We start from the raw sequence: 22,299 nt of genomic DNA on the forward strand, positions 1-22,299 counted from the left end.
CTATAAGCAATGTAGAAAGCGAGAATACTGGCACTCTTGTCAATAATAGTGCTCAAAAATCAGATAGATCTATTACTGATACTGCTACTAAAAACAACGGCTCAAATAATACGAAAGATGACGCCAAATCTAATAGCTCAAACAATGAGAGCTCAGGTGCAGTCGTGCGTAAAGAAGGCTTATTTGCTAAGCATATGAAGAAAGCCAAAACTGAACCCGAACGTCCACTGCCGAAATATGCCGTGCTGGCTGTAATCGACGAAGGCACTGGTATCCCTGAAGGCAAGCGAGAAGAAGTCTTTAGCCCATTTGTACGTTTACAGCAAAAAATAAAGGCTCTGGATTAGGGTTATCGTTAGTCTCACAAATCGTTACCGCTCATCAAGGGCGCATTATTACAGATACCCTAAATGGTCATACTAGATTTTTGGTGACTATCCCCATTCATCATGACCCTCATTACAACTATCACGAGTAATCAATCCCCATCGTTATATAGATAGCTATCACGCTGTCACCTTCACACTTGCCATTTTAACTGCTTATTCTTAATAGCTATTAATCATAAGCCGGACACGTATGTTCATATCCAAAGTGCCTGATAATATGCTATATTACCGCCCCTTATTATACGGTTATTGACTGTTGTCGTTTTGACAAGCTTCTTACATATTGAAAGAGGCCTGATGACGCGTTTTTAACCATTAAAAAATTTATTAAATTTTGAGCCCTCCATGAATGACATGATTGTCTTAAACGATGTGACCAAAAGTTTTTTAAGCGACCGATCAATCAAAGACAAAGACGGCAAACCACATTGGTTTACCGCTGTTGAGCCGACATCTCTGACTATCAAACAAGGCGAAATCTTTGGTCTAATGGGTTATTCAGGGGCAGGTAAATCTACCTTATTGCGCCTAATCAATATGCTTGAACGTCCAGATTCGGGTCAAGTCGTGATAGATGGTACTGACCTAACCACGCTGTCTGCCAGTGAACTACGCATTGCTCGTCATAATATCGGTATGATTTTTCAGCAGTTTAATCTGATGTCTAATCAAACGGTTTTTGACAACGTGGCATTTAACTTAAAAATCTCTGGTTATCCAAGTCGCGACATTCATAAGCGCGTTATGGATTGTCTTGCGATTGTTGATTTGACCGATCGTGCTGGTCACTATCCTGCGCAGTTGTCAGGTGGACAAAAACAGCGTGTGGGTATTGCCCGCGCGATTGCCCCTAGTCCAAAAGTATTGTTGGCCGATGAGCCAACCAGTGCGCTTGACCCTGCAACGACCCGTAGTTTGCTGACTTGTCTGCGCGATATCAATGAGCAACTTGGCGTGACTATCGTCATTGTGACTCATGAGATGAGTGTTATTCGTAGACTTTGTGATCGCGCAGCGTTATTGCATCAAGGACAACTATTAGAAGTTGCGGATGTGCGAGACGGTCTGATTCAAGCAACCACCCCGATTGGCAAAGGCCTAGTCGTCGAGGACTAATGAGGCAGGAGAAATAGATATGTTAACTGGTACTGAATTATCCGCCTCTATAGACAAGCTACTTGTGTTACGCAAAGAGATCGTGAGCGCGTTTATTGATACGTTTGTGATGCTCGGTATTTCAACCACAGTCGCAATCGTCATCGGTGGACTGTTTGGCGTATTCTTGTTTTTGTCTAGTGATCGACAGTTTTTGCAAAACAAGACGTTGTACGGTGTGCTTGGCGGTATTACCAACTTTATGCGTGCTTTCCCTTTCGTGATTTTGATGATTGCAATGAGTCCGTTTACTAAGGCCATCGTTGGTACGGGTATCGGACCAATTGCTGCATCACTAGTACTTGCTATCGCTGGTTCGTTTTATTTTGCGCGTTTGGTTGAGCAAAATCTACGTGAAGTGCCGCGCGGTATTATCGAAGCCACTGAATCGATGGGTGCCAGGCCTTTTACCATTATTAAAGTACTACTTAATGAAGCTCGCTCAGGTTTAGTATTGTCAGTCACTATTCTTTGTATCAGCTTGCTCTCTTATTCAGCGGCGGCTGGTATGATCGGTGGTGGCGGTTTGGGTGATTTGGCCATTCGTTATGGCTATTATCGCTATCAAACCGAGGTAATGATTTTTATCGTGATTGTATTATCCATCATGGTCGTATCGATTCAAGCCTCTGGTAACTGGCTCGCCAATCGTTTAGACAAACGTTAAACCGCTTTAGAGAATACTTGACATTACGAGCGACTAGGTTTATTTTTGGCAACACTCAACCCTGATCTCAGCTCTTACAACAAAAGCAGCATTACTATTTATAATGTTGCTTTTTTAATGTTCAGACGATAAACGTTTTACTCAACCCCATTCATTATTAAGGACATATTATGAAATTAACAGATATCAGCCGTCAGTTAGCTACCGCATTTGCCGCTGTTGGTGTATCAGGTCTAGTCTTAGTTGGTTGCAGCAATTCATCAGCGCCAGAAGCGACTAAAGAGCCAGTAACCGAAGGTGCCACTGCAGAAACTGCCGCTAGCGATATCGATCCTGATCATACCAAAATCGTTATCGGTACGACTGAAGGCGATTTTGCTGATATGGTTCGTAACCAAGTAAAGAGCACGCTTGAAGCTCAAGGTTATGAAGTTGAGTTGATTGCTTTTACTGACTATGTCCGTCCTAACCTTGCATTGGCTGAAGGCGATTTGGATATCAACATCTTCCAGCACAAGCCTTATCTTGATAATTTCAAAAAAGAAAACAATCTTGATCTAGTAGAAGCATTCCAAGTACCAACGGCTCCGCTTGGCATTTACTCAGGTAAAAAGACCAGTCTTGACGCTGCATTCAAAGGCATGAGTGTCTCTGCACCAAACGATCCTAGTAACTTTGCACGTGCTTTGGTTATGATGAACGATCTTGGCTGGATCAAATTGAAAGACAACATCGACCCATTGACAGCGTCAAAAGCAGATATCGCTGATAACAGCAAATACGATATCGAAATCGTTGAACTAGAAGCTGCTCAATTACCACGCGCGCGTGATGAAGTTGACTTCGCGGTTATCAACGGTAACTATGCTACTGACTCTGGTATCAAATTGACCGAAGCATTGTTCCAAGAGCCAAGCTTTGCTTATGTAAACTGGTCAGCAATCAAAACTGCTGATACTGGTAAGAAATGGGTTGAAGATGTGACCAACGCTTATAACTCAGAAGCTTTCAAAAAGTATGCTCATGAAACGTTCCCTGGCTACAAGTACCCAAAAATCTGGGGTACTGATCATAGCGCACATACGGACACTGCTGCTAAAACTGAAAGCGCTGACGCTCCAGAAACTACAGAAGCTGCTGCTCAATAAGACTTTAAATCAAAGTACCTAGTTTTTTAGGTGTTATGATTAATAGAAACGCCCATAACTTAGAGTGATGGGCGTTTTTTTATTTTTGATTTTGGGAGTACTATCTTCCAGTACCGTTATCAAAAGACTAACTGTGCATTAAATGACTATCAAATAACTATTAAAAATCACGTTACAGCCTGTTTGCCCTTTGTAGGAAACCGTCACTCACTCTTCCACTTGTCTTTGGTTTTTCTTATAGTGGACATGCTTAATAGTAATTTACTCTTTAAACCATACTATTGATGACATTTAAAACGAATGAAAATTATAAGATACATATAACAAGGATAATAATATGAGCGCTAAAAACTATAATATTCGTACCGCTGGACAAGCAAATATCCCTATCCTAGGGCTAGGTACTTGGCAGTCAACTGGCCAAGATTGCGTAGATGTGGTCAAAAAAGCATTAGAAATGGGTTATGAGCATATCGATACCGCTCAAGCTTATGGTAACGAAAAAGAAGTTGGCGAAGGCATTAGACAATCAGGCGTGGCTCGTGATAAGTTCTTTTTGACTACCAAGATTTTTCCAGATGATATGAAGTTTGAACCGGAAAAACTGGTCGCAGCAGCCAAGCGTTCTTTGGAAGATTTGGGTACAGATTATGTCGATCTGTTGCTGTTGCACTGGCCTGATGACCGCGTGCCGTTATCTGAGACCATTCCTGCGCTGTGTGAACTCCAAAAGCAAGGTCTAACGCGTTATATTGGTGTTTCAAACTTCAATATTGCTAATATCATTGAAGCCAAGAAATATGCTGATGTGCCTATCGTCGTGAACCAAGTAGAGTTTCATCCGTTCATTAAACAAAACACATTGCAGACCTTCTTGAATAATCATCATATTCTACTAGAAGCCTACTCGCCATTAGCGCGTGGTGATGTATTTGATAACGAAGTAATTAAAGAGATTGCAGATAAGCACAACGTAACACCAGCACAAATCTCACTAGCTTGGATCTTGTCAGACAAGCATCGTGTGGCTATTCCAAAAACGTCTAATCCTGATCACTTGCAAGGCAATCTAGATGCCATCAAAGTTGAGTTAAGTGCAGATGAGTTAGAAAAAATCGGTAACCTAGCCAGCTCTGACGGTCGTAAGATCGAGCACCCTGACTATAGCCCAGTATGGGATGACTAACAGGGTTAATAAGTAGGATTAATTGATTAGCTAAACAAAGCGCAATAAAAAGCCACCGATTATCGGTGGCTTTTTTATATGGTATGAAAGCTCAAAATCATTACTGTTGTAGCGTTTCGGTCTCATGAATTTTTTCAGCAGGATTATACTGTTCAGAAGAAGGTATCGCTCCGCTACGATTGTTTTCTTTCATAGATTTAGCAACTTCTGGTGGCATATAGTTTTCGTCATGCTTAGCCAATACTTCCCCAGCGACGAAAGTATCGCCCTGCATTTTACCCGTGGCTACGACGCCTGAATTTTCAGCAAATAAATCTGGCAGAATACCTTGGTAAGTCACTGGCACGGTTGATTGGAAATCAGTAATCGCAAACTCAACATTTAATGGATTGTCTGCTGCACGCTGCACACTACCGGCAACCACCATACCACCAGCACGAATACGTTTGTCTTGAGGCGCTTCGCCTTGGGCAATAGCGGTTGCATCAAAGTAGTAGTCAGTTTGCTGCCCGATGGCATAGATAACCAACATAACTGCTACTGCCGCACCTGCCAGCGTAAACATAACCCACGTCAGTTTTTTCCGACGAACTGCATTCATACCACTACCCCATTAATGAGTCACTGTTTTATAAACCATTATCAATCTACAAAACAGAAAATTTTGAAGAAACTACCATTAGAAAAACGTTTTGAAAATGTCTTTCTAATCGTACTCTTCTAATTGCTATATGGTAGCATTTTTCAGACAAATCAATAAGCCTCATCACTGCCTATAAGGTCATATTTTTGTCAGTGTAAGGATACGGTTTCTTACGCTAAAACCATGATATTAAGATGATTTTTATTCAGCTTGTTTGGTTACAGGCGTTGAGGTTTTGGTCGTCCGTTGTGCTTGTCGCGCTTGCTGGATGGTCAGCTGTTTGATAAGTGACTGTCGCTGTCTGCGGCTATAGATAATAAAGGCCAACATCACGCCGATCGTTATCGCCCAGCACGACCACACAAAAACCCCATGCTTACCCATGGCGAAAAACTCAGATACGCTATAAAAGTAAGGCTGCATAGTATGTTCCTAGCCGTTATTTGTGTTGACCACGAATGTATTCTTTAACCCACGCTTTCCCTTGATCACGGTATAGAATCAGCGTGTTGGTACGATAAATCGCTAATGTTGCAACCAGTAAATAGCTGCCGATAATCATCAGTAATAAGGGCATCCACATATCTGCCGACATCTTCGGTGCGGCGGTCAAGCTAAAAGTCGCGCCTTGATGCAAAGTATTCCACCACTCTACTGAATACTTAATAATAGGCAGATTCACTGCGCCCACGATAGATAAAATAGCAGCCGCTTTACCGCGATTGGCCGTATGCTCAAAAGCGGCAAACAGTGCCATCACGCCCGCGTATAGAAACGCTAATATCAGCATTGACGTAAGGCGTGCGTCCCATACCCAGTAAGTACCCCATGTTGGCTTTGCCCAGATAGAGCCTGTAAGCAGACTGATGACACACAGCAAAAACCCCATCGGGGCAAGTGCCTGCGCGACCAAACTGGCTGTCTTAATCTTCCATACCAAATAAATCACTCCCAGAACTGCAAGGGAAAAATAGATAGAAATGGCAAGACTGGCCGCTGGCACATGGATAAAGATAATGCGATAGCTATTGCCCTGAAGATAATCAGGCGGCGCAAAAGCAAGGCCCCATATGCTACCAATGAGCAAACAGAGACTGGCTAATATCGCTAACCACTTGACCCAAGGGCTAAAGATACGAAAAAACTGCTTGGTACCCACAGTGGTCAAGAAACCCTGCCAAATGCGCTGCCACAAGCTAGGGGATGAGACGTTATTCAGGTTGGGCATGGGAAGAAACCTATTACACAGCTTACTGGCGATAAATGATGCGGTCTATAAAAGTACCACTATCAACTCACCTGCTGGCGTTAAACACTGGATAGAATCTACAAAGAGCTGTTTACGTATTCAATTGACTATTATAGCAAAATTGCCAGTTTTCACCACGATGTTAATACATGTGGTGCAGATAACTAAATTTCGATGACTGGATTTAGATGGCTAGGTTTAGATAACTGAGTTTAGATGACCAAATTTCGACAATTGGACTTTAGGATTGCAACAAGCAAATCGTTTAATTGAGCCATGACATTTTTAAAGTTGTAGCAATCACCCAAGGCATAACTAGTACAGAAACAATACTTCCTGCCAGCAATAAAGCCAAGATTGGCAAACCGTTCAGCCCAGAAGCAAATAAATCAACCGCACCTGTAGCAAAAATCAAGACTGGCAACTGCATCGGTAAAGCAATCAAAGGCACTAATACTGCCCCATTCTTTAACGATAGCGTCAAGCTACTGGCAATCGCGGATAGCATTAGGAGCATTGGACTACCTGTCACGATAGAAGCCATCAATATCCACGCTTCAAACCAACTGAGCTGAAACAACGGAACGGCAAGCAAGCTAAGCGCTGCCACAATACCACTGCTAAAAATCCAATGGATGACCAGTCTAATCAGCACCCATAGCGGTAGTGACGCTTTGGCGACGACCAATTGCGCAAGCGTACCATTATCAAGCGCAGGCTTAAATAATCCATCAACGCCCATTACCAGTGACAGCAATGCAGCAATCCACACTGCTGATACGCCTAGACGCTGCAATAGCGCAGGCTCACTACCAACTGCCAACGGAAACAAAGTAATAATCACTAAGAATAATACCAATGGATACAACCATTGTACCGCTCCTTGCTGCTTGACTTGCCATTCGCGTCGCCACAGCTGCATAAACCCAATACTGCGAGGTGCTACGACAATAGCATTTGTACTTTTATTCATGGCTGCTACTGATCCTACTTGTATTGGACTGTCTGTCATTATTTGTCCTTGCACATATACTGATGGTACTGATATCAATCAAACTTATACCATGTGATTTGACAAATCGAGCACTTGATTGGCGACACCGACTGCCTGATGACTGGTCATTAGTATCGACCCGCCAGCCTGTGCAAATTCGCATAACCGCGCTTCCATACGTGCCACCATATCGACATCTAGCGCAGTGAAAGGCTCATCAAGTAACCAGAGCGGTGTCACGTCAGGAGTTAACAAGTACAATCGTGCCAGCGTGATGCGCCGCGTTTGCCCAGCGGACAGATGACTTGAGCTGATCGTTTCAAACCCTTGTAGCCCAACCCATGTGAGCGCATTATCAATATCAGCAGCGCTTGGAGTAATACCATATAAGTTCAGTAGAAACGTTAGGTTTTGTGCTACTGTCAGATTCGGATGGATGCCCAACTGGTGTGAGACATATAAGGGCTGGATAGGCAGGCACGATTGTCCTTGATAAATAACTCTACCTGACAAAACAGGTAACAATCCAGCCAATTGCATGAGTAACGTAGTCTTTCCCGTCCCATTTGCCCCGATTAGATGGCAAATACTACCCGTAGATAGCTGCAACGCAACTCCTTCGCACAGCGGTATCTCACCGCGCTGAACCGTCAGCTCATCAAGTGCAAGTAAAGGCGTATCCAAAACCGTCATCAAAACCTCTGGTTATTTATCAAGCAGCAATCAATATTCATCACAAACACAGGCAATGTTCGTGGCATAATACCCTATGCTCGCTACAAACACACAGTATAACAAATTGTCGATTACTCTGACTTCAAAAAGTACGACCTCAAAAAATACGACTTTAAAATATGACTTCAAAACCTATGCCGACTTCACAAGATAGCCAAAAACCTAATACTGCTGCAGAGACTGATAACGCAGACACTAACTTGTCAAAAGAGCTATCAGCCAGCTGTTTGACAGTAGATAGCTTGATTGATGCTCAAGTCAACTTTATGCAGCAGTGGTTGCACAATCAAGCTGAGCCACTAGCGATGGAAGCTTGGCAATGGTTTGGTGCGCAGCCTTTAAGCAAATATATTACTTGTGACCATTTACAACAGCTGATGAAAGACTGGCTGTTAAATCAGCCGATGACTGAGGTGATGCGTACCGACATCCGTGATATTTTGCACACTATTATTTATCACCCAGTTAATGATAATGTGCCTTTGTCTGAGTTGGTCGATGATGCCCAAGTCGAAACGCTGGCCAACTATATCGGTAGCCACGAGCAGCAGCGCAATATATTGATTCATACGCTGGTCGGTAACGAAACCTTTGCAGATTTATTGACCCAAACACTCTATCACGCTATCAATGACTTTATGGAAAGCACGCTCGATAAAGCAGGTGGCGTTGGTAAATTGATGAAGCTTGGGCGCAGCTCTTTTGAAAAGGCGACCAACAGAAACCTCGATGAAAAACTACAAACCTACTTGCATCGCAATATCAAAGATTTGACGCGCAAAGCCGAGGCCAATGCGCAGGAACACTTGTCAAACGAAGAAGTGGCGCGTCTGATGGTTATGGGCTGGGATCGCATCAAAGACCAACCGATTAGTGAGCTGCAAACCTATTTAAGCGATGAGCCTAGTAACAGTAGCATTGACCATATCGAAGCCAGTATCCAACAGAGCTATAATCGCCTGCGACTGTCACCGTATCTACACAGTTTAGTCTCGGCAAGCATCGACACTTGGTATGCCAATCATCAGTCTGACACGATGGCGACCATTGCGGCGAGTTTGCACATTGATGAAGCGGCCATGAAGCAATGTAGCACTACACTACTGCCTATCGTGTACGATGCTCTTGAGACGCCTTGGTTAACGGCTCACATTCGTGAAATGCTAGCAGCGTTTTATGCACAGCCTGCTATCAAAGAAGGTTTGGTATTCACTCACAATTAATTTACAACCCTTACTTGTCAGCATATTATTATGAGTCAACGCAATAAACTCAGCTTGTGGCAAAAAATCAAACGGTTATTGACTGCTTCCGCACCGCAGTCAGTCATCGATGCTGCAAGCGAGCAAGGGCCTGCATCACTTGCTGACAGCGAGGTTAATAATACAAAAATATATCAGCTGATATCTCTCATGAGTTAGAGGCGAATCAGGGCAGCAAACAGGATAACGCTCAAGCTCAAGCACAAGTACAAGTACAAGCAAATACATCTCAACTCAAAACCGATAATTTAGAAACCGATAGCACAAATGCAGAACCTCAAAACCAGAGTGACACGCCTATCGTCGACTGCTTAAAGCAATACTTCAATGACAAACAGTGGCACTACACGCATTATCGACCCAAAACCAACGACAGCCAAAAATCGCATCATTTATCCTTGAGAATGCGTCATAAGCAAATAAACTGTGGCTATCTGTTTCGGGTGCAAGAAAAAACAAACTATTAGCTATTTACGGCATCCTGCCATTTTTGATACCAGAAAGTTATCAAAGTGCCGCGATGCTACTCATCACCCAAATCAACTATGACATGCTAGTCGGTAATCTAGAGATGGATGTTAACGATGGTGAGATACGCTACAAAAATGCTATCGATGTCGAAGCAGTTGGTCTAGATAATGAGATCATTGAGCATTTATTACAAAGCGTGGTTGCGATGACCACGGTCGCCAACGAGCTTTTTGGCAACTTGGTTAATAATCAAGACCCTGCTGAAGACATGCAAACGCTACTTGTCGAGCTACGTCAACAGTCAAACGCGCGCACGTTCTTTTTACCAACTCAGTTTGTTCAATAGTTCAATCCGTTCGATAACTCAGTTTGTTCAACAGCTCAGTTCATTCGATAAACTGGTTTTTCAGTCAAGTTATAGTCGACGATAGCTGATACTTATCCCTTTATTTTTCTATCCAAAAAACCATCAATATTAAGCTAGAATTCTTATGCTAAAAATTGCCTACTCTGACGTCTTTCGATATTCCGTGCCAGAAAAGCACCGCTTCCCCATGCAAAAGTACATTATGATTCCTGAGCGTCTACTGGCAGAAGGCACTATCAGCCAAGATAACTTCTTTGCTCCTGCTCGCTTAAGCGAAGATGAGATTTTGACCACCCATACCGCAGAGTACTGGTATCAGCTTAAAACCCAAACACTGCCGCGCAAGGCTGCTCGTGCGATCGGATTTGAGATGACGCCGCAGTTGGTGGAGCGCGGTCGTTATATTGCCCATGCAACGTATGAGTGCGCGCTATATGCTCAGCAATATGGCGTGGCCATGAACGTCGCAGGCGGCACCCATCACTCCTTTGCTGGTCATGGAGAAGGCTTTTGCGTATTTAATGATGTTTGTATCGCTAGCAACTTATTGCTAAATCGTGGACAGGCAAAGAAGATTTTAGTGATCGATTTGGACGTTCATCAAGGCAATGGCAACGCCAGTATTATGGCAGATGAGCCACGCGTTTTTGTCTTTAGCATGCATGGTGCAAAGAACTACCCGTTTCGTAAGCAAGTATCAGACTTAGATATTGAGCTAGACAATGATACTGGCGATGCTGAGTATTTACAGATATTAGAAGATACGCTGCCACGCTTAATCGCTGAGGTTGCGCCAGATATGATTTTTTATCAGTCTGCAGTCGACGTGCTCGCTACCGATAAGCTCGGCAAACTTGGTTTGACACAAGCAGGATGTAAGGCGCGTGATGAATACGTTCTGCAGCAAGCAAAAACCGCCAATATCGCTATCGTGATGGGTGGCGGCTACTCAGAAGATATCGAAGACGTGGTCGAAGCGCATTGTAATACCTTTCGTTTGGCACAGCAGATATTTTTTGAAGAATTGGTCTAATAAGATATCGCTGAAAAGGCTTATATCTTTAGCTATAACAAAGCGGTAATACCTTGCCAACCGACACGTATTCCAAGCACGATTAAGATTAATAAAATAAGCTGACGAAAACGCGCTTGCGGCAAATAGCGACGCAAACGGATTCCAACTAGCAGTGTGACTATAGACAGCACACTCAAAAAAGTAATCAGCTGCCATTCACCACTGCTCAGTGCCATGATAGGCTCACGCAACACGATAATTTGGGCAATCTTTCCTAAGAAATAGCACATGTTACCGACTTTGGCGATGGTGTTTTTATCGTCACTGGCAGACAATAAATACATCATCAGTATGGTCGACATTGCATTGGTCGAGCCGCCGATGACGCCTGCACCAAAACCAACGGCAATCAACATAGGCTTGGTGTTTGGTAGACGGATTTGTTTGCCGAGTAAGCTACTCACAACGTAGAAGGCAATGACCGCGGCCAACAATAAGAGAATATAAGCGCTATCGACCCATAGCAAGAGTTTAGCACCTAAAATGCTACCTAGTAAGCTAGTAAGCGCAAGCAACCAATAGCGTCTGCCGTAGTAGATAAAGTTTTGCCAAATGGTGCGTTCACCGCCTACTAGCCAGGTCATCACATTAACGACTAGCGAGGGAAAAATCACTAACACAATGGCGTGTTGCAATGGGTACATACTAGCAAGCGCAGTGGTCGTCACTAGCGTTGCGCCAAGTCCGCTAATACCATGCAGCAGTGAGGCAAGCGCAAAAATGACCGTCAGCACTAGCATTTGAGTGCTATCGTTACCAGCTATATTCATCATATCGGTCACACCATTTTAGGCTCAGCGTCTGTATCTACACACTATCTACATGCTAGCTATCAGATTTAGCGCCTGTAGCTCTAACTATCTTTACGTTGACCGATTGCTTGACCAATAATGCTAGCCAGTTGCTCAGCAATTTTATCTTTACTGGTCTTCTCAAGTGTTACCGCGTCACGCTCATAGCGCTCAGAGAAAAACACCTGCATCGCATTGTCATCACTAGCAAAACCGATATCTGCACGTGAGACATCATTACAGGCAATCATATCCAAATCTTTTGCGACCAACTTACCACGGGCATAACGCTCGACATCTTGCGTCTCTGCTGCAAAACCGACGACAAATAGCTCTGGATGCGCAAGAGAAATCGTCGCTAGAATATCAGGGTTTTTAACCAAACTGAGCGTCATGGCATCTTGTGTCTTTTTGATTTTTTGCGGTGCAGCTTCTGCCGTACGATAATCTGCCACTGCTGCAGTCGCGATAAAGATATCTGCTTTCACAAATTGATTGTCATCATAAGACTGTAGCGAGTCATGATTGTCGTTATGGTTATGGTCGCTTACATCATCACCGCAACCACAGTCGCCATGATGGTGTACGTGGGAATGGTTATGAGAGTGCTCATGTTCATGTGGGTGCTCATGAGAATGGTCATGCTCATCTTCAAGGACAAATTGAAGCTCGCTATGCGTACCTTCCACACATTGCTGTGCGGCTATTAGCATATCTTCGGCAGACAGCACATCGATTCGTGTGACATTAAGCGGTGTGGGCAATGCCACTTTACCACCAGCGATTAAGACAACGTCTGCGCCAGCAGCCACACAGGCACGGGCCAATGCAAAGCCCATTTTTCCTGAAGAGTGATTAGACAAATAACGCACAGGGTCGATCGCTTCTACGGTTGGACCCGCGGTAATGACCACTCTTTTGCCTGCCAGTAATTGCGGCGTTGTATTCATCGCTATGAACAGTAACACTTCATCCAATAACTGCTCAGGCTCAGGCAATCGCCCTGCTCCGACATCACCGCACGCTTGCTCACCGCTAGCTGGTTGGATAATCTGATAATTCATATCGCGCAATGTTTGCACGTTTAGATTGACGGCTGGATGCGCCCACATCTGCTGATTCATGGCAGGCGCAATAATGACAGGTGCAGTAGTAGCAAGACACACTGTGGTCAATAGATCATCAGCCATCCCCATGGCCAGACGCGCAAGCGTATTGGCTGAAGCAGGTGCAATCACGATTAAGTCGGCCCACTTGGCCAGCTCAATATGTCCCATGCCTGCCTCGGCTTGCTCATCGAGCAATGATACATGCACCTCGTTACCAGTCAACGCTTGTAGCGTCAGCGGTGTGATAAATGCTTGTGCGCCTGTCGTCATGATAACGCGCACATCAAAGCCTGCCTTGACTAACAAGCGGGCAAATATAGCAGATTTATAAGCGGCGATACCGCCAGTAATAGCAAGCACAATATTGGACATAAGCGTGGCATCAACAAAAAAGTGAAAAGATAAAATTGCGCTTATAGTAACAATTATGAGATAAATTGGGTAAGATTTTCCGTATCTATCTCAGATAACGAGTATCCACCCATTTTCAAGGAGTGACAATGGCGATCAAAGACTGGCATGAGGATGACAGGCCACGCGAGAAACTTTTAAAATTTGGTGCAGCTCATTTGTCTGACGCCGAGATACTGGCCATATTTTTGCGTACGGGTACTCAGTCTCAATCAGCGATTGAATTAGCGCGGCATTTGATTGATCAGTTTGGTAGCTTAGCCGAGCTATTAGCCGCCCCTCAACAGACGGTTCTTGCCTGCCATGGTATTGGCCCTGCAAAGTACGCCCAAATATTAGCCTCACTTGAGATGGGTACGCGCTATCTGGACAGCCAACTCAAAACCGGGCAAGCACTAGGACGCTCACAAGCGGTCAAAGACTATATCAGCACACAGTTGCGCGGCGAGCACCGTGAAGTATTTGCGGTACTCTGTCTAGACAATGCGTTGAACCTTTTAAATTTCGAGATATTATTTACTGGTGGTATCTCATCATGCTCGGTCTGTATCAAGCACGTACTGCGACATGCACTAAGCCATGCTGCTAGCCAACTTATTATCGCCCACAATCATCCTCATACCGATGCCAACCCATCAACGGCAGATAACTTACTGACTTATGAGCTAAAAAAGCCTGTGACCTATTAGATATCTCGCTTGTCGATCACATTATCGTCGGACGTAACGACACTTTGTCTTATGCCGAGAGCTGCCTTGCCCCTTTTAGTTAGCCCTTTGGCTAGTTTTCGATAATAGTTAGCTACGTGTTTCAACTAGTCCTATAACTAGCCTGCAAACAATTATGTTTGATACATATCATCGACAGAGCGTAGCATTTTGGCTCTTGATAGTTATCGACAACTGTTTCATATTAGTAGCCATTATTGTCATTTATTTGTCAATTACTTACTAGACCGTTAATACTAGTACTTAAGAGACTTAGAACCGAGCATCTAAAGATTAATAAATCATTCGACATATTTATAAGATAGTAAGTGGCAAGACAAAAAATAATTATAGTTAGCTTATTCACTTACGTACTTTTCGCATTTCTTATTCAGCGTTTCAAAGGAGATAGTCATGGCAATTGGCTTGTTTATTTTGGCAGTCATCATTCAGTTAGCCGTGGTCTTGGCCATCTTTTTGTTGTCCTTATCACGGGTCACCGGTAGCATCATCGCCCTGATTACGGTTATCGTCACTGCAATTATCAGCCCATGGTCGCTCATTTTGGGTATACCAATGGCACTACTGTGCTTGGTCTTACTCGTTGCACCGCTTCGCCAATCGTTAATCACTAAGCCTGTATATAAGGCGCTAGGTGGTGCGATGCCGAGTATGAGTGATACGGAGCGTGAAGCGCTTGATGCGGGTACTAGTTGGTGGGAAAAAGAGCTGTTTATGGGTGTGCCGAACTGGGATACCTTTGCCAATTATCCTTATCCGCAGCTCTCAGAAGAAGAGCAAAGTTTCATCGATAATGAAGTAGAAACTTTATGTGTCATGCTTGATGAATGGCAAATCCAGCATAAAGATAAAGATTTATCACCTGAGGCATGGCAATTTATAAAAAGTAATGGTTTCTTAGGTTTAATCATTCCAAAAGAATTTGGCGGCTTAGAATTTAGCTCTTATGCGCAAAGTCGTGTGATGAGCAAAATCGCTTCGCGCTCGCCGACTGCCGCTGTGACCTGTATGGTTCCCAATTCGCTCGGCCCTGGTGAGCTATTGATGCATTATGGTACAGACGAGCAAAAGCAGCGCTGGTTACCAGGTCTTGCAAAAGGTGATGAAGTGCCTTGCTTTGGTTTAACTGGGCCCGAAGCAGGCTCTGATGCAGGTGCGATTCCTGATACAGGTGTAGTCTGTTACGGTATGCACGAAGGCGAGCAAGTGCTTGGCTTACGCATGAACTTCTCTAAGCGCTGGATTACCCTAGCACCTGTCGCTACTGTGGTTGGTCTAGCATTCAAAATGTACGATCCTGAAGGTCTGCTTGGCAATCTTGAAAAAACCGATTACGGTATCACTTGTGCCCTCGTTCCAGCTAATCACGAAGGTGTGGTAACAGGACCACGTCATAATCCAATCGGCTCCCCATTTATGAATGGTACGGTCGATGGTAAAGATGTCTTTATCCCATTAGATTACATCATCGGCGGTGTTGAGAACGCTGGTCGCGGCTGGCGTATGCTGATGGAATGCTTGGGCGTTGGTCGAGGTATCTCTCTGCCCGCTCTGTCGACATCAGCCAGTGAAATGACCTATCTATCTGTCGGTGCGTTCGCAAAAGTTCGCGAACAGTTCAAGATATCGGTAGGTAAATTTGAAGGTGTACAGGACGCTACTAGCCGTATGGCGAGTAACACTTATATGTTAGAAGCATTCCGTCACTTAGTCACTTGTGGATTAAACCAAGGTGGCACGCCCTCAGTCATGACTGCCATGGCTAAATACTATGCGACTGAAACCATGCGTAGCGTCGTCAACGACGGTATGGATGTGGTCGGTGGTCGTGCTGTACAGATGGGTCCGCGCAACTTTTTGGCGACACCTTATCAAGCGATTCCTGTATCTATCACTGTTGAAGGCGCCAACATTTTGACCCGCTCGCTCATGATCTTTGGTCAAGGTGCGATGCGTTGCCATCCTTATTTATTCGACGAGCTTCAGTTATTACAAAGTGAAGACAAAGCTGCTGCCACTGAAAAGTTTGATACCCTTTTCTTTAAGCATTTGGGCTACACGTTTAACCGTGGTGCAAAAGCTTTTGTCGCAGGTTACATCGGTGGTAGCGATAAGGCCCCGAGTTTCGCAGATGCTTTTACCCGTCCCTACTACAAACATATCAACCGTTTAAGTGCGAGCTTTGCCTTGACTGCTGATATGGCATTAGGACTACTAGCAGGGGATTTAAAACGTAAAGAGATGCTCTCTGGTCGTTTAGCAGATATTCATAGTCATCTATTTATTGCGACTGCTATTTTGCAATTTTATGAACATGGTAGCAAATCAGAGTCTGAGCGCTTACATGCTGAAGTTGCGCTACAAAACAGCTTGTATACGATTCAAGAAGCCTTTGTGTCATTCTTTGCCAACTTCCCGAATCGTATGGCAGCCAATGTGGTCAGCTTTGTGACCTTCCCAAGTGGACGTATCTTTACCCCAGCAAGCGATGAGCTGAAACGTCAATTGGGTGATACTTTCATGGATGATTTTGCAGCCAACCCGTTCCGCGATTATCTGAAAACCATGGTTTATTACAATACAGATGCAGACGATGTGACTGGTCGTATGGAACATGCTTATCAGACGTTGGTCGAAATCGAACCATTGTGGCAGAAGTTCAAAAAGGCAGAGCATCAAGACAGCTTTGAAGGTCTAACCTTTGAAGACCATGTGGTACACGCCAGTCAAAATGGCGGCATTACCGAAGAAGAAGCAGAAGTTCTGATTCAATATAACGCCATGCGTTTTGATTCATTATTGACCGATACGTTTGACGAGCATCTATCGGAAGCGCTAGAACGTGACAATCCTCATGCCCTCGAAAATGCGGTTCACCAACTGACTGATTACGCACAGCTAAAAAGACAAGCGCAGAGTAAAAATGGTATCGCTGTGGATACCGATGCATCTGCCGTTGATGAGCTAGCCACTAACGAACTAACTATTAACGATCTAGACAGTCCTGCAAACACAGACAATCATACTGGCGATGCCAATCCTAATCATGGTTATGAAAGTGATGGCGATGTAGAGTTGGTCAGTGAGCAAGATACTGTCAAAGAAGTAAATTCGCAGACAGATTTTGAAGAGTCAAAGCCTGAGATAGAGGCACTCGATCATCGACATCGTGATGCTGAATCATATCTTAACGAGCGTATGGGCAATAATCATAATCGTCATATTGCACCACCTGACGAGATCAACAATGAAGTAAGTGATAATGATATCAAACCTTTAGAGCGCCAATCTCCTTTGTCACGCGAAGAAAACTATAAGGTTTAATGGTCTATTCTGTTTTTAATATTGCTATTAGAAACTCAGTATTATTAGATTTTATAATAAAACTTTCACTTCTTATTAGCCAGACTATCTATAAACGATAGTCTGGCTTTTTTGGTCTATTGGAAATTCTGAGCTTAATTAATCATATGAGTCTTATTCTTTTCTTCGCATTTCGATAACTTGAAATCAACGGTTTGATATCAATAGTTTGACATATTCGCTTACCCTAAAAACTCTTTCATGAATATTTTGTTTCATATGGGAAACAAACCGTTTAGAATAAATATTGACTATATTATGGGCACATAGTTGTAACGAGGAATGTACATTTAGAATAAAATCAGAAAAAATCTTGCAGTGCCCTTAGCTATTCTTTTATATTGTCCACGAAAATGTGACATCGAGCGACAATCACGGGAACTTAATAGTCATAACAAGCTTTGTAGTAAGGCTGATAAGTACAATCATGTTGGCTAATGAACACTTACTATAAAGCTGTTATGCACACAAAGGATATGAATTATGTGGAAGAATTTGGGACTGACGGGCAAGATCATTGTTGCCATGGTGCTCGGTATTGGACTGGGCCTATTTCTAAACTACTCAGGATTGAACGGCGAAGGTGGCTTTGTTAATACTTATATTACCAATGGCTTCCTTGCCATTGTTGGTAAACTATTTGTCAACTCGCTAAAAATGTTGGTCGTACCTTTGGTGCTTATCTCACTGATTTGCGGTGTATGCGGTATTGGTGATATTCGCCTACTTGGACGTATTGGTACCAAAACGTTCATTATTTATATGATAACCACTGCACTCGCTATTGCGACTGCGATTGGTCTTGGCTCGTTATTCGGTATCGGTAAAGGCATGAATATCGGAACGGAAGCCGAGTTTGAAGCTGCGTCAGCGCCGCCTCTACTTGATGTGTTCTCTAACATTATCCCATCGAACCCCATCAGCGCGATGGCAAATGGCGATATGTTATCGATCATCTTCTTTGCTATTTTGATTGGTGTCAGTATCTTGATGGTAGGTAAACCTGCCAAAGGCTTAGTGCAGAGCCTAGAGCTGATCAACGAAGTCATCTTAAAGATGGTCACGATCATCATGAACCTTGCACCATATGGTGTATTTGCGCTATTGACCAAAGCAATGGCAGAGCTAGGTTTAGACTTGATTTGGTCACTACTTGGCTATGTCGCGGTATTGGTCGGTTCATTGGCCTTCCACTTCTTTGTCACCATGATGATTGTACTTAAGGTCTCTTCAGGCCTGTCTATCAAGACGTTCTTGGCAAAAATGCGTGAAGTACAGATCTTTGCTTTTAGTACCTCAAGCTCGAACGCGACGATTCCTATTACCTTGCGTACGGTTACCAAGCGTATGGGTGTAAACAACTCAGTTGCATCGTTCACTGTTCCTTTTGGTGCTACTATCAATATGGATGGTACAGCTATCATGCAGGGTACTGCGACCATATTTATTGCCAACATTTACGGCATTGATTTGGGCGTGACCGAATACTTAACCGTGATCTTGATGTCAGTACTAGCATCTGTTGGTACGGCTGGTGTACCTGGTGTTGGTCTAATCATGCTGTCTATGGTATTTGCTCAAGTAGGTCTACCAATCGAAGGTATCGGTCTAATCTTGGGTGTGGATCGTATCCTTGATATGTTACGTACTGCTGTAAACGTCGGTGGTGATGCTGCTGTTACTACTATCGTGGCAAAATCAGAAGGCAAAATGGATCTGGCTATTTACAACGATCCTAACGCTGGTGCAAAAGATGTATTTGATGGTCATATCGATGAAGACAATGAGCGTGAGTTCTCTGAAGTCTTTAGTGATGGCATCATGGGTAGTGAATACGATGATGTCGATCGTCGCCGCTAACCCACGCTTGCTAGATAGAAGTGCATAAAATAAAAAACTTCAGTCAAATTGGCTGAGGTTTTTTATGATCAATAATCAGTAAATAATAATGGTTGATACGGTTCTATCAACAACTAATTAGCCAAACACGTACTTGGTCAACATTGCCAGACAGACCAGTACAATCACTGGACGAATCAATTTGCTACCGCCTTTAACCACCATATGTGAGCCAAAATAGGCACCGATGGTTTGTCCAACCATCATCGCTAGCCCCACTTTCCACAGTACGTTACCACCCAAAATAAAGAAAATTAGCGAGCCAATATTGGTCGATAAGTTCAATACTTTTGCCGCACCTGTTGCTTCGATAATTTGACGACCACGTAATGCCACATTGCCAAGCGCAAAAAACATACCAGTACCTGGACCAATATAACCATCATAAAAACCAATCAACGGTGCCACGACTTTTTGCCACTTACTCTCTGAGATACGCGGTGCAGCCTCTACTTCACCTAATCTAGGGGCAAATAATGTATAGATACCGATAGCCGCGATTAAAAACGGAATCACCTTTTCAAGCAAGTCAGGTGGCGACATCTGTACAGCGATGGTACCGATAACGGAACCAATAAAAGCGGCAATGATAGCTACTTTGATTCGTTGCGGTTTGACGACTCCTTTTCTAATCATAGTAATAGACGCCGCTAGTGCGCCTGATGCCGCTTGCAGTTTATTGGTACCGAGCGTCAATACTGGCGGGATATTGGCCAGTAGCATAGCGGGGATAGTCAACAACCCGCCGCCGCCAGCGATAGCATCAATAAATCCTGCCAATGCGGCCACCGCAGTAAGCATTAAAATAATCTCTAACGAGAAAGTTAAGTCCATGACACTGACCTGCAAAATATGATAAGAAGAGAAAAAGGAGTTATGAGATAAGGCTAAAATATCATTATCGATAAGCTGACAGCTTACCAGTGCTAGCAAAAGAAATAATGACACGTCGCACAGCGCTGCTCATTATAAAGATAAAACCATAAAAAAGCCAAAAACGTAACAAAGTCTGCTAAATTTGTCTAATAACGTTCTAAATATGCTCAGCAAAATAGCGACTTATTAAAAGATGTAACGACTTACAACTATTGTGCTCGTCAAATCCTCTTTATAATATTGCTATTGTAAATATAAAAAAGTAGACCGTTGGCACTGGCTCAACGTATTTTGTTGTCTATCTTGATAAGAGTATGAGAAACTGTTTCTGTCTATTTGCTACCTCAAAATTATAGGTAGCTCAGACATTGATGGATATTTGAGGTTATTTAGTAAATTGTATTTAGCGAATGAGGATGATATGGCAATACGAAGGATTAAGGCATTTTTTGAATTTGAGGCAGCAGGCGGTATCGTCTTAGCATTGGCTGCCATTGCTGCAATGATCATTGCCAACTCCCCTCTTAATGTTTGGTATGAAGGTTTTATTCATGCACCAGTCGCCATTCAGATTGGTGAGTTTGCGATTGCCAAAGACGCTCATCACTGGATCAACGATGGTCTGATGGCGGTTTTCTTTTTCTTGGTTGGATTAGAGCTGAAGCGTGAAGTACTCATTGGTGAGCTGTCCAACGTCAAGCAGATAATATTGCCAGCAGGGGCCGCACTCGGCGGTATGATTATGCCGGCGATTGTCTATCTGCTCTTTAACTACAATGAGCCTGAGTTCTGGAAAGGTTGGGCCATTCCTGCGGCTACAGATATTGCCTTTGCACTCGGTATTTTGAGCCTTTTAGGTAACCGTGTACCTAACTCTTTAAAGGTATTTTTGGTCTCTATTGCTATCTTTGATGACATTGGTGCGATTCTGATTATCGCTTTGTTTTATACCAGTGAATTATCGTTAGAGTCATTAGCAGTAGCTGGTCTATGTTTGCCGTTCTTATATGTTCTTAATCGCCGTAACGTTACCAACATCACGCCCTATCTACTCATTGGTCTGATCATGTGGATTGCCGTACTCAAGTCTGGTATCCATGCAACATTAGCAGGTGTGGTATTAGCACTGTTTATCCCGATGTTCGACCGCACTGATCCTGAGCACTCTCCGCTTGAAGAGCTAGAGCATGATCTGCACAATACCGTCGCCTTTGGTATTTTACCAATCTTTGCTTTTGCCAACTCGGGTATCTCGCTCGAAGGCGCAGGTTTTGCTGAGTTATTCCACTCAGTGCCGCTAGGTATTGCCGCTGGTTTGTTTATTGGTAAGCAGTTAGGCGTCATGTTCATGTGCTGGTTAATCTTCAAACTTGGTATTTCAACCATGCCAAAAGGTATGGACTATAAGCAAATCTACGGTGCAGCTCTATTGTGCGGTGTTGGTTTTACCATGAGTTTATTCATTGGTGGCTTAGCGTTCGCTGGCGACACCACTATGTTTGATGAGCGCTTAGGTATTATTATGGGTTCAATCGTCTCTGGTATTGCTGGTTACATCATGTTGAAAATGAGCTTGAAAGACAATGCTAGTGGTACATCGGTCGACTTGACTCGCCCACATTAATGAAACGTAGAGTAGCTTATAATGGTACTGCTTAATGTTGATGCCACTTATAAGCTGCTCTATTTTATTTATATATGCGTTATCGAGATATCTACAAGTGACCTAGCAATCGATGACAAGACTACATAACGTGATTAATTGCTAATATCATTTATTT

General features: G+C 43.5%; 19 protein-coding genes and 2 pseudogenes. 13 read left to right on the forward strand and 8 right to left on the reverse strand.

The window, feature by feature from the left end:
* Nucleotides 1–230: 230 nt before the first annotated feature.
* The 5 genes and pseudogenes from ACOBWA_RS12810 to ACOBWA_RS12830 all read left to right on the forward strand — a co-directional run.
* Nucleotides 231–478: pseudogene (locus ACOBWA_RS12810) on the forward strand (sensor histidine kinase); the annotation flags it as partial.
* 256 nt (nt 479–734) lie between these two features.
* Nucleotides 735–1,505 carry a methionine ABC transporter ATP-binding protein gene (locus tag ACOBWA_RS12815; RefSeq protein ID WP_057761581.1) on the forward strand — a complete coding sequence of 257 codons (771 nt, stop codon included), beginning with the start codon at nt 735–737 and terminating at the stop codon, nt 1,503–1,505.
* 49 nt (nt 1,506–1,554) lie between these two features.
* Complete coding sequence (locus tag ACOBWA_RS12820; protein ID WP_370587210.1) at nt 1,555–2,211, forward strand: methionine ABC transporter permease; 657 nt, start codon at nt 1,555–1,557, stop codon at nt 2,209–2,211.
* A 170-nt stretch (nt 2,212–2,381) separates the two neighbouring features.
* On the forward strand, nt 2,382–3,359 hold the full coding sequence (locus ACOBWA_RS12825; RefSeq protein WP_420229572.1) for a MetQ/NlpA family ABC transporter substrate-binding protein: 978 nt from the start codon (nt 2,382–2,384) through the stop codon (nt 3,357–3,359).
* Nucleotides 3,360–3,696: 337 nt separating this feature from the next.
* Nucleotides 3,697–4,545 (forward strand): aldo/keto reductase, encoded by an 849-nt coding sequence (locus ACOBWA_RS12830; RefSeq protein WP_420229573.1) that lies wholly within the window; start codon nt 3,697–3,699, stop codon nt 4,543–4,545.
* A gap of 100 nt (nt 4,546–4,645) precedes the next feature.
* On the opposite strand, the gene ccmE is transcribed toward ACOBWA_RS12830, so the two are convergent.
* The 5 genes from ccmE to ccmA form a co-directional block, all read right to left on the reverse strand.
* Nucleotides 4,646–5,146 carry a cytochrome c maturation protein CcmE gene (gene ccmE, locus ACOBWA_RS12835; protein ID WP_101206027.1) on the reverse strand — a complete coding sequence of 167 codons (501 nt, stop codon included), beginning with the start codon at nt 5,144–5,146 and terminating at the stop codon, nt 4,646–4,648.
* 243 nt (nt 5,147–5,389) lie between these two features.
* Complete coding sequence (gene ccmD / locus ACOBWA_RS12840; RefSeq protein WP_160023571.1) at nt 5,390–5,611, reverse strand: heme exporter protein CcmD; 222 nt, start codon at nt 5,609–5,611, stop codon at nt 5,390–5,392.
* A 16-nt stretch (nt 5,612–5,627) separates the two neighbouring features.
* On the reverse strand, nt 5,628–6,416 hold the full coding sequence (gene ccmC / locus ACOBWA_RS12845; protein WP_420229574.1) for a heme ABC transporter permease CcmC: 789 nt from the start codon (nt 6,414–6,416) through the stop codon (nt 5,628–5,630).
* 286 nt (nt 6,417–6,702) lie between these two features.
* Nucleotides 6,703–7,359: a heme exporter protein CcmB gene (locus ACOBWA_RS12850; RefSeq protein WP_179799371.1), complete on the reverse strand. Its 657-nt coding sequence runs from the start codon at nt 7,357–7,359 to the stop codon at nt 6,703–6,705.
* Between the two features lie 135 nt (nt 7,360–7,494).
* Nucleotides 7,495–8,124: a heme ABC exporter ATP-binding protein CcmA gene (gene ccmA / locus ACOBWA_RS12855; RefSeq protein ID WP_420229575.1), complete on the reverse strand. Its 630-nt coding sequence runs from the start codon at nt 8,122–8,124 to the stop codon at nt 7,495–7,497.
* A gap of 161 nt (nt 8,125–8,285) precedes the next feature.
* Between ccmA and ACOBWA_RS12860 the strand changes: the two genes are divergently transcribed.
* The 4 genes from ACOBWA_RS12860 to ACOBWA_RS12875 all read left to right on the forward strand — a co-directional run bounded on the left by ACOBWA_RS12860 (nt 8,286) and on the right by ACOBWA_RS12875 (nt 11,299).
* Nucleotides 8,286–9,389, forward strand: coding sequence for a hypothetical protein (locus ACOBWA_RS12860; RefSeq protein WP_420229576.1), 1,104 nt, complete (start codon nt 8,286–8,288; stop codon nt 9,387–9,389).
* Nucleotides 9,390–9,419: 30 nt separating this feature from the next.
* Nucleotides 9,420–9,587: a hypothetical protein gene (locus ACOBWA_RS12865; protein WP_420229577.1), complete on the forward strand. Its 168-nt coding sequence runs from the start codon at nt 9,420–9,422 to the stop codon at nt 9,585–9,587.
* A gap of 331 nt (nt 9,588–9,918) precedes the next feature.
* Nucleotides 9,919–10,245, forward strand: a complete 327-nt coding sequence (locus ACOBWA_RS12870; RefSeq protein WP_420229578.1) for a hypothetical protein — start codon at nt 9,919–9,921, stop codon at nt 10,243–10,245.
* A gap of 145 nt (nt 10,246–10,390) precedes the next feature.
* Nucleotides 10,391–11,299: a histone deacetylase gene (locus ACOBWA_RS12875; RefSeq protein ID WP_420229579.1), complete on the forward strand. Its 909-nt coding sequence runs from the start codon at nt 10,391–10,393 to the stop codon at nt 11,297–11,299.
* A 32-nt stretch (nt 11,300–11,331) separates the two neighbouring features.
* Here ACOBWA_RS12875 and ACOBWA_RS12880 read toward each other — a convergent pair whose 3' ends face one another.
* Entirely contained in the window at nt 11,332–12,114 is a 783-nt protein-coding gene (locus ACOBWA_RS12880; protein WP_102091816.1) for a sulfite exporter TauE/SafE family protein, read from the reverse strand.
* Nucleotides 12,115–12,194: 80 nt separating this feature from the next.
* On the reverse strand, nt 12,195–13,613 hold the full coding sequence (coaBC, locus tag ACOBWA_RS12885) for a bifunctional phosphopantothenoylcysteine decarboxylase/phosphopantothenate--cysteine ligase CoaBC (protein WP_420229580.1): 1,419 nt from the start codon (nt 13,611–13,613) through the stop codon (nt 12,195–12,197).
* Between the two features lie 128 nt (nt 13,614–13,741).
* Between coaBC and radC the strand changes: the two are divergent.
* From radC to ACOBWA_RS12900, 3 genes and pseudogenes are all read left to right on the forward strand, one after another.
* Nucleotides 13,742–14,424 (forward strand): annotated as a pseudogene (radC, locus tag ACOBWA_RS12890) (RadC family protein).
* 349 nt (nt 14,425–14,773) lie between these two features.
* Nucleotides 14,774–17,704 (forward strand): acyl-CoA dehydrogenase, encoded by a 2,931-nt coding sequence (locus ACOBWA_RS12895; protein WP_420229581.1) that lies wholly within the window; start codon nt 14,774–14,776, stop codon nt 17,702–17,704.
* Nucleotides 17,705–18,226: 522 nt separating this feature from the next.
* A complete protein-coding gene (locus tag ACOBWA_RS12900; protein ID WP_057761609.1) occupies nt 18,227–19,603 on the forward strand; it encodes a dicarboxylate/amino acid:cation symporter in 1,377 nt (458 codons plus the stop codon).
* A gap of 117 nt (nt 19,604–19,720) precedes the next feature.
* Here ACOBWA_RS12900 and ACOBWA_RS12905 read toward each other — a convergent pair whose 3' ends face one another.
* Nucleotides 19,721–20,476 carry a TSUP family transporter gene (locus ACOBWA_RS12905; protein ID WP_101206038.1) on the reverse strand — a complete coding sequence of 252 codons (756 nt, stop codon included), beginning with the start codon at nt 20,474–20,476 and terminating at the stop codon, nt 19,721–19,723.
* Nucleotides 20,477–20,939: 463 nt separating this feature from the next.
* Between ACOBWA_RS12905 and nhaA the strand changes: the two genes are divergently transcribed.
* Nucleotides 20,940–22,142 (forward strand): Na+/H+ antiporter NhaA, encoded by a 1,203-nt coding sequence (nhaA, locus tag ACOBWA_RS12910; protein ID WP_102091810.1) that lies wholly within the window; start codon nt 20,940–20,942, stop codon nt 22,140–22,142.
* Nucleotides 22,143–22,299: the final 157 nt, after the last annotated feature.

It is taken from the genome of Psychrobacter sp. ER1 (genome assembly GCF_048631835.1).
In the GTDB taxonomy this organism is placed as follows: Bacteria; Pseudomonadota; Gammaproteobacteria; order Pseudomonadales; family Moraxellaceae; genus Psychrobacter.